The 13,520-nt window shown below is 46.0% G+C and carries 14 protein-coding genes; all 14 read left to right on the forward strand.

Annotation, left to right across the window (positions count from 1 at the left end):
* Positions 1-17: 17 nt before the first annotated feature.
* The 14 genes from purH to AOU00_RS16685 all read left to right on the forward strand — a co-directional run bounded on the left by purH (position 18) and on the right by AOU00_RS16685 (position 13,504).
* Complete coding sequence (gene purH, locus AOU00_RS16620; RefSeq protein WP_061832071.1) at positions 18-1,565, forward strand: bifunctional phosphoribosylaminoimidazolecarboxamide formyltransferase/IMP cyclohydrolase; 1,548 nt, start codon at positions 18-20, stop codon at positions 1,563-1,565.
* A gap of 71 nt (positions 1,566-1,636) precedes the next feature.
* Entirely contained in the window at positions 1,637-2,902 is a 1,266-nt protein-coding gene (purD, locus tag AOU00_RS16625; protein WP_061832072.1) for a phosphoribosylamine--glycine ligase, read from the forward strand.
* Positions 2,903-3,118: 216 nt separating this feature from the next.
* Positions 3,119-3,580: a DinB family protein gene (locus AOU00_RS16630; RefSeq protein ID WP_061832073.1), complete on the forward strand. Its 462-nt coding sequence runs from the start codon at positions 3,119-3,121 to the stop codon at positions 3,578-3,580.
* Between the two features lie 401 nt (positions 3,581-3,981).
* Positions 3,982-4,557, forward strand: a complete 576-nt coding sequence (locus AOU00_RS16635; protein WP_061832074.1) for a TetR/AcrR family transcriptional regulator — start codon at positions 3,982-3,984, stop codon at positions 4,555-4,557.
* Positions 4,558-4,918: 361 nt separating this feature from the next.
* A complete protein-coding gene (locus tag AOU00_RS16640; RefSeq protein ID WP_025723270.1) occupies positions 4,919-5,620 on the forward strand; it encodes an SDR family oxidoreductase in 702 nt (233 codons plus the stop codon).
* Positions 5,617-6,402, forward strand: a complete 786-nt coding sequence (locus tag AOU00_RS16645) for an SDR family NAD(P)-dependent oxidoreductase (RefSeq protein WP_061832075.1) — start codon at positions 5,617-5,619, stop codon at positions 6,400-6,402. Before AOU00_RS16640 ends, AOU00_RS16645 begins: the two co-directional genes overlap by 4 nt.
* Positions 6,403-6,462: 60 nt before the next feature.
* On the forward strand, positions 6,463-7,035 hold the full coding sequence (locus AOU00_RS16650; protein WP_237166194.1) for an oxidoreductase: 573 nt from the start codon (positions 6,463-6,465) through the stop codon (positions 7,033-7,035).
* A 223-nt stretch (positions 7,036-7,258) separates the two neighbouring features.
* Positions 7,259-8,281 carry an NADP-dependent oxidoreductase gene (locus tag AOU00_RS16655; RefSeq protein ID WP_172828293.1) on the forward strand — a complete coding sequence of 341 codons (1,023 nt, stop codon included), beginning with the start codon at positions 7,259-7,261 and terminating at the stop codon, positions 8,279-8,281.
* A gap of 189 nt (positions 8,282-8,470) precedes the next feature.
* Positions 8,471-9,148 (forward strand): TetR/AcrR family transcriptional regulator, encoded by a 678-nt coding sequence (locus tag AOU00_RS16660; protein WP_069291123.1) that lies wholly within the window; start codon positions 8,471-8,473, stop codon positions 9,146-9,148.
* Positions 9,149-9,247: 99 nt separating this feature from the next.
* Positions 9,248-10,105 (forward strand): substrate-binding periplasmic protein, encoded by an 858-nt coding sequence (locus tag AOU00_RS16665; RefSeq protein WP_061832077.1) that lies wholly within the window; start codon positions 9,248-9,250, stop codon positions 10,103-10,105.
* An 85-nt stretch (positions 10,106-10,190) separates the two neighbouring features.
* On the forward strand, positions 10,191-10,838 hold the full coding sequence (locus AOU00_RS16670; protein ID WP_069291124.1) for an amino acid ABC transporter permease: 648 nt from the start codon (positions 10,191-10,193) through the stop codon (positions 10,836-10,838).
* A 14-nt stretch (positions 10,839-10,852) separates the two neighbouring features.
* Positions 10,853-11,602 (forward strand): amino acid ABC transporter ATP-binding protein, encoded by a 750-nt coding sequence (locus AOU00_RS16675; protein ID WP_081330720.1) that lies wholly within the window; start codon positions 10,853-10,855, stop codon positions 11,600-11,602.
* A 54-nt stretch (positions 11,603-11,656) separates the two neighbouring features.
* Positions 11,657-12,082 (forward strand): OsmC family protein, encoded by a 426-nt coding sequence (locus tag AOU00_RS16680; RefSeq protein WP_023987060.1) that lies wholly within the window; start codon positions 11,657-11,659, stop codon positions 12,080-12,082.
* A 183-nt stretch (positions 12,083-12,265) separates the two neighbouring features.
* Entirely contained in the window at positions 12,266-13,504 is a 1,239-nt protein-coding gene (locus AOU00_RS16685; protein WP_069291125.1) for a serine hydrolase, read from the forward strand.
* Positions 13,505-13,520: the final 16 nt, after the last annotated feature.

Below are 13,520 nucleotides of genomic sequence, written 5' to 3' on the forward strand. Positions count from 1 at the left end.
CTAAAGGAGGAGACAGGGTGAGTATTAAAAGAGCGCTCGTCAGCGTATCGGATAAGCGGGGGATCGTGGAATTTTGCCGCGAGTTGTCCAAATTGGGTGTGGAGATCGTTTCGACAGGGGGAACGAGCAGCTTGTTGTCGAAGGAGGGCATTCCCGTCATCGGTATTTCAGAGGTAACGGGTTTTCCTGAAATTATGGATGGACGTGTTAAAACACTCCACCCTGCGGTACACAGCGGCTTGCTGGCTGTTCGGGATAATGAAGAGCATCAGCGTCAGATGAAAGAACTTGGATTGGGTTATATTGATCTGGTCGTTGTGAATCTGTATCCTTTTGCGGAAACGATCGCCAAACCCGGTGTAACTTATGAGGACGCGATTGAAAATATCGACATCGGCGGTCCAACGATGCTTCGTTCTGCGGCAAAAAATCATGCTTTTGTCAGTGTGGTAGTCGATGCTGATGACTATAGCACAGTGTTGGAGGAAATCCGTAAGGATGGCGATACGGAGCTCAATACCCGTAAGCGTTTGGCCGCAAAAGTTTTCCGTCATACGGCGTCATACGACGCTTTGATATCCGATTATTTGTCGAATGTGACAGGCGAGCCGTTGCCTGAGCGTTACACTGTAACCTATGAAAAAATTCAGGATTTGCGTTATGGCGAAAATCCACATCAGCAGGCGGCATTTTACCGTGAGCCATTGGCGGCAAAGGGTACGCTGACAACAGCGAAACAACTTCACGGCAAAGAGCTGTCTTACAATAACATCAATGATGCTAATGCCGCTTTGCAAATCGTCAAAGAATTCAGCGAACCTACCGTAGTAGCAGTTAAGCATATGAATCCTTGTGGTGTGGGAATTGGCGGAAGTATTTACGAAGCGTACAGCAAGGCGTATGCAGCTGATCCAACCTCGATTTTCGGTGGCATCGTAGCGGCTAACCGGATTATTGATGGTGATACAGCGAATAAGCTGAGTGAGATCTTTTTGGAAATTGTACTGGCACCGGGCTTTACGAAAGAAGCATTGGAGATTTTAACGAAAAAGAAAAATATTCGTTTGCTTGATCTGGGTGAGCTTTCCCGGTCTGAACAGGCAGAGAGCCGTTTCGTCGTGACTTCCATTGAAGGCGGTATGGTAGTTCAGCAAAATGACATTCACGCTGTAGATTCGGATGCACTTACAATTGTAACGGAGCGGGCACCATCCGAGGAAGAACTGAAACAGCTTTTGTTTAGCTGGAAAGTGGTTAAGCATGTGAAATCCAACGCCATCGTACTGGCGGCAGATAATATGACCATTGGCGTAGGCGCAGGACAAATGAACCGTGTCGGTGCGGCCAAGATTGCTATCGAGCAGGCCGGTGACAAAGCAAAAGGTGCCGTACTGGCATCCGATGCATTTTTCCCGATGGGCGATACGTTGGAGTTGGCAGCTAAAGCAGGCATCACAGCAGTTATTCAACCGGGTGGCTCCATTAAAGACGAAGAGTCCATCAAAGTTGCTAACGAATACGGCATTGCCATGGTCTTTACAGGCGTACGTCATTTCAAGCACTAACTTGTATGAGTTGAGGATGCAGCAGCATTTTCACCTGAACAATCTTAATGGGAGCGGGAGGAAACACCTGAATGGATATTTTGGTTATCGGAGGGGGCGGCCGCGAACATGCAATTGTGTGGGCGCTGAAGAAAAGCCCCAAGGCCGGGCAAATCTATTGTGCACCAGGCAATGCTGGTATCGGACAGTTAGCGGAGTGCGTGCCGATTCCGGTGAGTGACTTTGACGCGCTGACAGAGCTGGCGGAATCCAAAAAGGTAGGACTTGTCGTGGTTGGTCCCGATGATCCACTGGCAGATGGCATTGTGGATGCTTTTGAAGCGAAAGGCATTCCAGTATTCGGACCGCGTAAAAATGCAGCGGAAATTGAAGGCAGTAAAATCTTCATGAAGGATTTACTGCACAAATATCATATTCCGACAGCAACCTATCGCAAGTTTTATACTTATGAAGAAGCACATGCATACTTGAAGGAACAACCGATTCCGGTTGTCATTAAGGCAGACGGACTCGCGGCAGGCAAAGGGGTAACGGTCGCTTACTCGATGGAGGAAGCGGAAAAGGCTCTCTCCGACATTATGGTGACCAAGGTGTTTGGTGAAGCCGGGGCACAGGTCGTGATCGAGGAGTTTCTGGCTGGTCAGGAAATGTCGATTCTCTCCTTTGTCGACGGTGAAACGGTTCGTCCGATGGCCGCGGCCCAAGACCACAAGCCCATTTTTGATGGTGACAAAGGGCCGAATACAGGTGGCATGGGTACGTATTCTCCGTTGCCTCACATAGCCAATTCTATTATTGAGGAAGCTATTGAGACGATTATTAAGCCGACGGCCAAGGCCATGGTTGCTGAAGGGCGCCCGTTCCGAGGTGTATTATTTGCCGGATTGATGATTTCGCCGGACGGCAAGCCAAAGACCATTGAGTTTAATGCACGTTTCGGTGATCCGGAAACTCAAGTGGTTCTGCCTCGTTTAAAATCCGATCTGCTCGATATTTTTCTTGCTGCTGTAAATGGCACGCTGGATCAGGTGGAGATCGAGTGGAAGGATGAAGCGGCGGTATGTGTGGTGCTGGCATCTGGAGGTTATCCTGGAGCTTACGCCAAAGGTGTACCTATCCACGGATTGGAACAGGTAGACGAAGCTATCGTGTTCCATGCTGGAACGGGCATCAACGAACAGGGTGAGTGGGTAACGAACGGCGGACGTGTATTAGGTGTGGTCGGCTTGGGACGTGATATTGCCGGGGCACGGAACAAAGCTTACGAACAGGCGGATCGTATTACCTTTGAAGGTAAACAAAACCGTACGGACATTGCGGCAAAAGCATTGCTGTAGCAGCGATATAAAGGATAAAGAGAACCTCTGTGGAGGTTCTCTTTTTGTTCAAAGGAAATAAAGTTGTAGACTGAGAAAATAAAGCGTTTTCTTAGTGCTTAGATTACAGCAACAAGGAATTCCCCCTAAAAAGGTTGTTTTAGTTCATTCAAATGATTAAACTAACGGTTAATAGTAGGTTCAAGTAATCGATGAGACGAAGAGGGGGAAACCGAAATGAAGACGATCAAGTGCATGATGGACCACCTGTACTGGGCGGACGGACGCATCTTGGACGCGCTCGAGGAGAGTGAGACGAAGAACAAGGACCTTCTGAAGCTGGTTCGGCACGTCGCGGTCGCGGAACGAGTCTGGCTGTCCCGATTGCAGGGCAAGGGCAGCGCGCAATATTCATTGTGGGAGGAAGCAGAAGACCTGACGGCGATCCGGACGATGTTCGAAGAAAACGCCGAGCAATATCGCGTCTATATCGAAGGGCTCGAGGAATCCGAGTTGGACGAGATGATCGACTATGCGAACCAGAGCGGGGTTCCGTTCCGAACGTCCGTCCGGGACATCCTGTCGCAGGTCCTCTTACATGGGCAATATCACCGGGGACAGATCAACCGGGCGCTTCGGATCGAATCGGCAGAGCCTGTCCAAATCGATTACATCACGTTCGCGAGGCTCAGAGCCTAATAATCACCATTACTCGGAATGGGATTGACATTGAACGACGGTATGATAGCTCAACAAATTGCTTTTACCATATAAGAACAATATGCTAATGTATATTAGCAGACGATGATATTTTATAAGTGATAAGAACCTACACTGCCTTATTTAGGATCAAAGAGAGCCCATACCCTTATAAATTGGAAAATTAATTTGCTTCCAAATACGGTTATGGGCTTATTTACTTTTCATAAGCACTACATTAGACTGCCGGTACTTGTTTAAGCTAACGGGCAGGGGAGTTACAATATGTAGAATTGTAGGATAACCAACTCGATGGAAATATTATGTCATTCAAAAAGAGTATAACGATTCTTTACTGATCGTTCTCAATATGTTATATTAATTGAGGGAGGGAGATTGGAATGGCGAGAAGCAAGGAGTTTGAAGAGAAAGAAGTCTTGGATAAGGCGATGCGGCTCTTTTGGGAGCAGGGGTACGAGAAAACGTCCATGACCGAGTTGGTTGAGCATATGGGTATTCATCGAAGAAGCTTGTATGATACTTTTGGAGATAAGCATAATCTGTTCCTGAAAGCGATGGATCGGTTTGACGACAAAATCAGCGCCGCGCTTGCAGGAGGGGTTAAAGGATCCAAGACCGCATCGGAGGCATTACAGTTTATTTTTGGTTTTATGATCGACGGGGATGAGGACTCGCCAGCCGGCTGCTTAATGGTGAATTCGGCCGTAGAATTGGCGGCGCGTGACGTCGAGGTGGATAACAAGTCCACGAAAGCATTCACGACAGCAGAGCAATTGCTCAGGGAGATTATTCTTTGGGGACAACGTGACGGTGAATTCACCTCCACATACAATGCTGAGGAATTGGCGGAATACCTGCATAATGTATGGATTGGGTTAAGGGTAATGGCAAGAACCTCGGCTTCCAGAGAAAAGCTTCACCGTATTACTCATATTTCGATGAAGATCCTGGAATAATAAGGGTAATTGTTAGTCAGTTCAGATGTGAAGTATCCCTTCTGTTAATCCAGCTCTTTCAGATCGAGTTATCTTACGCCTAATTTAGAATGAACATTCTAAAAACGCCGAAAGAAGCTCTAAAGCATAGTTTACAATGAAGTTTATCAGCGCAGTTAAAACAACAAACAACACAACACATAAAAACAACAGAGTAAGGCACTCAGCATTTTTTTTAACGATTTTAAGAATGACCGTTCTCGTTAGAAAACAAGTATCGAGTAAAACTCGCTTACCGTAATTACTACGTATCAAAACGCAGACCAAATAGCTTCAAGAAAACAATTTCACAAACAAAATACAATAAAAGGAGCACATGAAAATGAATATTTCTCAACAAGTTGCATTTGTCACTGGCGCGAACCGAGGTTTTGGTCGCCATCTTGCCCTTGAACTTCTATCCAGAGGGGCTAAGGTGTATGCCGGAGCAAGAAATCCGCAGTCCATTGACATTCCCGGTGCAATTCCTGTAAAGCTTGATATTACGAACCCTCAAGAGGTAGCGGCAGCTGCTATGGCCGCTCAAGATGTTACGCTTCTGATCAACAATGCAGGCTCGGCTACAGGAGCTACTTTGCTTGACGGTGATCTCGATCAAATACAGTTGGAATTTAATACGCACTTCTTTGGCACATTATCCATGATTCGCAATTTCGCACCTATTCTTATTAATAATGGTGGGGGATCCATACTGAATATCCTTTCCGCATTATCATGGTTCAGTAGTGGCGGGAGTGAAGGCGCTTATTCGGCTGCAAAGGCGGCTGCGTGGGCAATGACGAACGAGTTGCGCTTAAATCTGTATCCTCAAAATGTGAGAGTAGCTGGCTTGCATGTGGGCTTTATGGATACAGACATGACGTCAGGCGTTGAAGCTCCGAAGTCCAACCCTGCTGATATTGCAAAAATTGCAATTGATGGAATAGAGTCCGATAGCTTTGAAATTCTTGCTGATGAACCGAGCCGTCAACTCCAGCGTGCTCTCGCTGGCGGTGTAGCTGCTATTTACCCACAGCTTAAATGATGAGCAAAACTGTACTAATTACCGGAGCGTCGGGTGGAATTGGAAAAGAGCTGGCGGATCGTTTCGCCAAAGACGGATACGATTTGGTGCTGGTCGCACGCAGCGAGGACAAGCTCGTGGATCTCGCGGGGGAATATCGGAAAAAGTACCGTGTCCAAACGACATACATCGCCAAAGATGTTGCATTACCTGGCGTGGCAGAGGAAATCTACAGGGAGCTTAAAGAAAAAGGGATCACCGTCGACTTTCTTGTTAATAATGCGGGCTTCGGCTTGTACGGGGAATTCTTGGAGACACAGTTGGAGCAAGAGATGAATATGATCGACATTAATATCAAGGCTCTGACTGTAATGACTAAGGTGTTCTTACCGGATATGGTCAAAAGGCAGCAAGGGGGCGTGCTGAATGTGGCTTCGTTGGTGGCTTTTTTTCCTGGACCACTGATGGCAGTTTACTATGCGACAAAAGCGTACGTACTATCGTTCACTGAGGCTTTGGAGAATGAGCTGCGCGGCACAGGCGTGACTGTGTCCGCACTCTGTCCGGGAGCGACAGCGACTGGCTTTGTCGATCGTGCTGGGCTAGCCACCTCAAAGCTGTTTAGAAGCGGCGTCATGGAGGTTGGGCAGGTGGCTGACATAGGATATCGCGAATTCTTGCGGGGCAAGACTTTAATCATAACAGGGGGGCGCAACAAGTTCATGGCGTTCTTGCCGCGGTTGCTGCCTCGCAAGCTCATGACAAATGCGGTCAGATCCGCACAGGCTAAAGTGGAGCGATAATCGAAAGACATTGGAGTTAATAAACTCAATTCAAAGAGGGGGTTTTAAAATGGAAAAACTGTGGAGCAAAACGAAATTGGCAACCTGGAATTACCCCATCGGTTAGCGATGGCACCAATGACACGTAGTAGAGCGCAAGAGGATGGTACGCCGGGAGAGCTAACTTCCCATTATTATGCTCAAAGAGCATCGATGGGTTTAATTATTACTGAAGGCACACAACCTTCTGATGATGGTCAAGGTTACTTAAGGTCACCGGGCATCTATACGGAAAAGCATATTGAAGGTTGGAAAAAGGTTACGGATGCGGTACATGAAGAAGGTGGATTTATATTTATCCAATTAATGCATGTCGGTCGTGTTTCGCACCCCGACAATACACCACATCATCGTCAACCCGTTGCACCATCTGCGATCGCACCCGGTGTAGAAATGTTTACGGCTAAAGGGATGCAGGAAATAACCGTTCCAAGAGAGTTAAGTGAAGAAAATATCCAGACGACAATTGCAGACTTCCGGAAAGCAGCAGCGGCAGCTATTAAAGCAGGAGCCGACGGCGTTGAAATTCATGGAGCAAATGGTTATCTGATTAATCAATTTATTGGGGAGAATTCTAATATGGTCATTAGCTAATCCGGACTTAGTTGAACGTCTTAAAGAAGGCTTTCCTTTGAATGAAGCAGATCGTAAAACATTGTACTCTGGTAACGGAAGCGAGGGTTACACAGATTATCCTACGATGAAAGAACTTCAATCTCAACATCAGTAAAGAATAACATGGATATTGCTTTATGATGGCGTACAAGTTAAAGTACGCCATCAATTTTTCCAATAAACGAATGTGGAATTAAGATAAATGAGAAAAGGAGAAGATGAAGAATTGAAAGCTGCGCAAATGCAAAAATATTCAAAACAAATCCAATTAGAAATAAACAATATAAAAATACCGGAAATCAATAACCATGAGGTTCTTATCAAAGTAAAAGCTGCAGGTGTAAATCCCTTAGACATTCTTATTTTAAATGGTAGTATTCGCATGATTGCCGATTATGACTTCCCTTTAACTTTAGGAAACGAACTATCCGGCGTTATTGAGGCTGTTGGAAAAGATGTTGTGAAATGCAAGGTTGGAGATCCCGTTTATACGAGGCTGCCAATAAATAAAATCGGAGCTTTTGCTGAGTATGCGGCAGTCAATGAGGATGCGATTTCCGTTATGCCTAAAAATCTTTCTTTTATTGAGGCCGCCGCGGTACCCCTCACGGCTTTGACTGCATATCAAGCCTTGCATGATGTACTTCATGTTCAACCCGATAAAAAACTATTTATTTCTGGAGGAACCGGCGGCTTTGGTACGATGGCTATCCCGATTGCCAAATCGATGGGGTTATATGTGATTACGAGCGGCAGTGAAAGAGGGAGATCACGAACACTGTCCATCGGCGCTGATCAATTCATTAACTATAAAGAGGAAAATTATTTTGATTTGCTATCTAATATCGATTATGTTATCGATACATTGGGGGCAAAAGAAATTAAAACGGAACTTGCTATTCTCAAACCCCAAGGGAAATTGGTATCATTGAAGGCTTTACCCAATTACCGCTTTGCTGCTGAAAATAACTTTCCAATATGGAAAAAGCTATTGTTTGGTTTAGTAGGTGCTCGTTTAGATCGATTAGCAGTTAAACAGAATAAAGAATATCGATTCTTATTCGTGTCCGCTAATGGCAGGCAATTACAAAAACTGACGAAACTAGTTGAGGATGAAGATATTAAGCCCGCTATAGATTCAGTTTATAATTTTGATGACATTAACATGGCTTTAAATAAAGTTTCTACTGGCCACTCCGAAGGAAAAGTGATAGTAACCTTCTAAGGAGAGGATATATGAATTTTGGAAATACGCTCGAAAGGTGCCTTGGCATAACCCCACATTCACGCTTCGTAGCATGGAGCAGCAAAACTTTATTTTCTTCTGACACTTTTTTCTTTGACAAAAGTATACTTATCCTATAGGATTAAAAATACAAAACTGACTGACTGATCAATCGGGAGGAGGGAACCCATGCAGCCACGGAAGGCGAAGCAGTCCGAGACCGTCCCAAATGACCAACCTTCCGAGCACGCGGGGGAAGAAACAGACCGCAGAACACAGCTTCTTCACATTGCATTGAAGCGGTTCGCCGAGCAGGGTTACCATCAAACGAAGATTTCAGATATCGTGGTAGAGGCGGGAGTAGCCCAAGGCACGTTTTATTGGCATTTTAAAAGCAAAGAGGCACTGGCGCTGGAGATTATCGCTACCGGTCGTGAACAACTACTGTCAGCGATTGGACAGGGATATCGCCGTGATGCGGGAACGCTGGCTGATATGGTTAAGGCATCGGAGGCGCTGTTTGTTCGGTTATTTGATTTTGCATTGGAGAACCGCTATCTGATGGGTTTGCTGCTGATCGGCAGTGGTGTCGATGAACCGGTGCGCCAGAGTATCCGAGAGACAAGGGCCGCGATGGAGCTGGCATTCCGGCGTAATATGGAAAGAGCGATCGAGCTGAACATGTTGCCTGCTGAATTGGATGTCGAATTAAGGGCGGCACTACTCATGAGTATGATCGAAGGTGTCATTACACGCTGGCTATTCGGTTCAGAGGGAACATATGACCACATCACGCAGATAACTGCTAAAAGATTGGCAGCAGAGGCGGCTAATTTTGAGTTTTATGGACTATTAGGTCAAAGCTAGAGGGTCAACATCGCATGAATGGCTAGTTGGCAACAAATAACATAGCCAAATCACATATATGAACTCAATCATTTACATCCAGACAGGAGAGAAGGATACATGAAAACACGTAAAAAAGGGTTCTTGGTAACTACACTCATGGCTGTGGCATTGTTCAGCCTTGTGCTGAGCGCTTGCGGTACTAAGCCAGAAGCTTCTAATACTAGCAATGGAGCGGGTAGCAGTAATGTGGCAGCGAGTAACCAGCTCGAAGCAATCAAGAAGGCTGGTGTAATTAAGGTAGGCATGATGGGCACCTATCCGCCGTACAATTTCTTGAACGATAACAAGGAATTGGACGGATTTGATGTGGATATCGCCAAAGAATTGGCGAAGCGGATTGGAGTGAAACCGGAGTTCACGGCACAAGAATTCTCGGGACTGGTTCCAAGTTTGCAAAAGAAAAAATTCGATGCAGTGATTAGTCAGGTGACGATTACAGAGGATCGTAAGAAGGCTATTGACTTCACAGAGCCTTATATCACAAACAATGTAAACATTATCGTAAACAGCAAAACAAATGATATTACCAAGCTGGAGGACTTTAAAGGCAAAACCATTGGTGTCGGCTTGGGAACGAATGATGAATCTTATCTGCGGAATGAAGTACTGCCGAAGGTAGGCGATTTTGAGATTAAAACGTATGATGATGTCATTACTTCCTTAAAGGATCTAAACTCTGGTCGTATTGACGCAACAATCAACAATCTGTATGCTCTCAAGCCCATTATCGATAAAAACGGGTTTCAAATTAAAGCCGTAGGCGAGCCGATTAAGTCGGATCAAGCGGGTGTAGCCATTAACCAGAAAACTCCTGAGCTCAAAGAAGCCTTGAACAAGGCTTTGAAGGAAATGAAGGAAGACGGCACTTACAAAACAATTTTCAAAAAATGGTTTGGCGAGGAGCCAAAAGAATAACGTAAGCCTGTTAGAGGCGTCTGGCTCCAGTCTTGGCTTTCATGCTGACATGGGGCCACTCGTCTGAAAGAAGGGAATATAACCAATGCTTGAATTAATGTGGGAGAACGTCCCTTTTTTATTAAAGGGTGCTTATTATACGCTATATATTACGATTGTCTCTATGTTTTTTGGCCTAATCATTGGTTTGATTGTTGCTGTGGCCCGGTTGAAGGGGAATCGACCTGTTCGATGGCTGGCGCGCATGTATGTATCGATCATTCGGGGGACGCCGGTTTTGGTGCAGATTGCGGTCATTTATTATGGACTGGATGATTATGGAATATCATTCGGATCGCTGACAGCTGCTTGTCTGGCACTTAGCATTAATACAGGGGCGTACTTATCGGAGACGTTCCGTGGAGCTATTTTAGCCGTACCCCAGGGACAGACCGAGGCAGCTTATGCAACGGGAATGTCGCCCGGTCAAACGATGTGGCGTATTATTCTTCCTCAGGCGGTACGGATCGCAATTGCACCGATGGGGAATACATTTGTAGGTATGCTTAAAGAAACGTCGCTGGTGTCGTTTATCGGGGTCAGTGAATTGATGCGGCAGGCACAGCTTTTACAGGCGCAGTATTTGCTTTACATGCCGTTTCTGCTCGAAATTGGCCTGATGTACTGGATTATGAGCATTGGATTCTCCGCTATACTGGAGCGGGTGGAAAAGCGTCTGGCTCGAGCTTATTAAGGTGGAGATGATAGATGATGATAACAACTAACGGATTAGGTAAACGATTCGGACAGGTAGAGGTTCTGAAAAGCATTGATTTTCAGGTTGCCGCTCGTGAAATCGTCGTATTACTCGGCCCGAGCGGTTCAGGTAAAAGTACCTTGCTGCGCTGCCTGAACGGTCTGGAAGAGCTGTCTTCCGGCAAGTTTGAGGTGAATGGGGTTGAGGTCGATGCTACGGCTCCCGTTCGTGTCCGCCAAGCAGCCATTCGTGAGATTCGCAAACAGACAGGGATGGTGTTTCAGCAATTCAATCTGTATCCGCACAAAACCGCAATCGGCAATGTCATTGAAGGACTGCTGACAGTAAAAAAAATGCCGCGCGACAAGGCTATGTCCATCGGACAACGGTTGTTGGAGCGGGTGGGGTTATCGGACAAGCAGGATGTACATCCTTCACGTCTGTCCGGTGGACAACAGCAACGAGTCGCCATTGCGCGTGCGCTGGCGATGGACCCGGCGATTATGCTGTTCGACGAGCCGACATCGGCGCTTGATCCCGAGCTGGTAGGGGAAGTGCTGGGTGTTATGCGAGAGCTGGCTCAAGACGGAATGACGATGGTCGTCGTTACTCATGAGATGAAATTTGCTCGCGAGGTGGCGGACAAGGTCGTATTTATGGCAGATGGTATCATTTTGGAGGAGGCAGCGCCACAGGTGTTTTTTGACACTCCCCAGCATGAGAGAACACAGAAATTTTTACGCCAAATCAGTGAATTTTAAAGTAAGATCGAGGATAAATCATAGATTATTAAGATGGAAAGAAGGCCTTTGAACATGAAAGTATCTACAACTTGGCACGGCAAACGCGCGTTTACTTCGGAGGGACCATCCGGTTATTCTGTAGGGATGGATGCTACGGCGGCTTATGGCGGTGATGGTAAAGGGATGACACCCATGGAACTGCTGTTGGCGGGTCTGGCGGGATGTATGGGCATTGATATTACGATGATATTGGATCGTTTCTTGTCGGACATTACTCGCATCGATATTGACGCAGAAGGTACGCGCAAGGAAGAAATGCCGACAGGCTTTACAGCGATTGATCTGACATTCCACGTAGATGGAGATATTCCAGATTACCGCGTATGGAAAGCGATTCAGATGGGGAAGGAAAAATATTGTGCGGTATCCGATTCCTTAAAAGCGGAAATTCGGATGCACCTCATATTGAATGGAACCGAAGTACCCTATCCAGCATAAGTGTCGAAGGATAGTGAAAGAGAGTCAGCCTGTGTTATATACAGGAGGCTCTCTTTTTTATGTTATTTGAAAATATGACACGTAATGAAACTTTTTGTACTGTGTTTTCGTTTAAAATAGAAATTGAAATATAAAAATGGGAAAATAAACCTGTGTGTGAAGTGCATACGGGGGGAGGTAATAGTGAAACGAAAGCGCCTTATTGTGGTAGCAACTAGTTTGGCTACAGTGCTCATTGTTATGGGTATAGCGGCAGGCTTACTATCTTTCATGCAGAATCAAGTGGCTAATCCCTCGAATACCGTCCGGCCCACAACTGCGATTGCAGCTGACGTTAAGGAAGAAACGAAGGAACAGGATGCTGCCCGCCGTTTACTTCATTTTGTGGAAGCGAATGCAGAAAAAGTTTCGATTACGATTCTGAGAGATGGAAAAAAGTTGGCAGGCCAAGAAGAAAATCGGATGATGCCTTTGGCGAGCACCGTCAAAACAATCATTGCGATCGAATATGCCAAGCAAGCGATGGTGGGTAAGATTAACCCGGACGGGAGAGTGAAGCTGATTTCGCTGGAAAGGTTTTATTTGCCGGGTTTGGATGGGGGTGCTCATACGGCGTGGCTACAGAATATGGAGGCTAAAGGGCGGATACAGAATGAAACTGTATCTGTACGAGACGTCGCCAAGGGGATGATTCAATTTAGTTCCAACGCCAATGCGGAGTATTTAATGGACAAACTGGGAGTGGATGCGATCAATCGGACGAGAGCCAAAATGGGGCTGCAAAATCATGATCCCATTTATCCGTTTGTATCCTCCATTTTGATTCCCTACGAATGGATGAGGGAGAGCCAAGGTGAGAATTGGAATAATACAAAGAATAATATTTCTGCCAAAGAAGCCATTCAGGCGATGTCTGATACGGAATTTCGCCGATATGCCCGCGTGATTCATAACAAGCTGCGCCGTGATGTGAGTGGTTCTTACAAGAGAAACGCAGATATTACGACTTGGTATGATCAGGAGTATGATCGTATCAATACGGATCGCTTTGTAGCTTCAACGACAGCCGAGTATGCCTCTTTAATGAGTAAGCTGAATCGTCGTCAAGGGTTCACAAAAGCTGAGCAAAAGTTATTGTCCGAGGTCTTGGAGGAACCATTTATGGTTCTTCCTGAAAACCAGCAATCCCTGAAACATACTGGGCAAAAAGGTGGCTCCACGGCCTATGCTTTGACACTGGCCATGTATGCGACAGATAAGGAAGGGCATACGACAGAGCTAGCTGTCTTTTTTAACGATTTGGACCCAAGCACAAATGCCAGCTTTCCCGAAATGATAAATGATTTTAAAAAGAGGCTACTGCATGATGAATCGTTTAGAAAAGAAGTTAATCGGCGTATCGGTGTACAGGTGGAGAGGTAGCACAGCTAAACGCTAG

Source organism: Paenibacillus polymyxa (genome assembly GCF_001719045.1).
Taxonomy (GTDB): domain Bacteria; phylum Bacillota; class Bacilli; order Paenibacillales; family Paenibacillaceae; genus Paenibacillus; species Paenibacillus polymyxa_B.

Bases quoted from the DNA above. Each gene is read 5' to 3' on its own strand.
- AOU00_RS16660 (WP_069291123.1), top strand. From the start codon at position 8,471: ATGCAGCCACGGAAGGCGAAGCAGTCCGAGACCGTCCCAAATGACCAA.
- AOU00_RS16675 (WP_081330720.1), top strand. From the start codon at position 10,853: ATGATGATAACAACTAACGGATTAGGTAAACGATTCGGACAGGTAGAG.
- AOU00_RS16680 (WP_023987060.1), top strand. From the start codon at position 11,657: ATGAAAGTATCTACAACTTGGCACGGCAAACGCGCGTTTACTTCGGAG.
- AOU00_RS16670 (WP_069291124.1), top strand. From the start codon at position 10,191: ATGCTTGAATTAATGTGGGAGAACGTCCCTTTTTTATTAAAGGGTGCT.
- AOU00_RS16665 (WP_061832077.1), top strand. From the start codon at position 9,248: ATGAAAACACGTAAAAAAGGGTTCTTGGTAACTACACTCATGGCTGTG.
- AOU00_RS16655 (WP_172828293.1), top strand. From the start codon at position 7,259: ATGAGAAAAGGAGAAGATGAAGAATTGAAAGCTGCGCAAATGCAAAAA.
- purD (WP_061832072.1), top strand. From the start codon at position 1,637: ATGGATATTTTGGTTATCGGAGGGGGCGGCCGCGAACATGCAATTGTG.
- AOU00_RS16645 (WP_061832075.1), top strand. From the start codon at position 5,617: ATGATGAGCAAAACTGTACTAATTACCGGAGCGTCGGGTGGAATTGGA.
- AOU00_RS16635 (WP_061832074.1), top strand. From the start codon at position 3,982: ATGGCGAGAAGCAAGGAGTTTGAAGAGAAAGAAGTCTTGGATAAGGCG.
- AOU00_RS16640 (WP_025723270.1), top strand. From the start codon at position 4,919: ATGAATATTTCTCAACAAGTTGCATTTGTCACTGGCGCGAACCGAGGT.
- AOU00_RS16630 (WP_061832073.1), top strand. From the start codon at position 3,119: ATGAAGACGATCAAGTGCATGATGGACCACCTGTACTGGGCGGACGGA.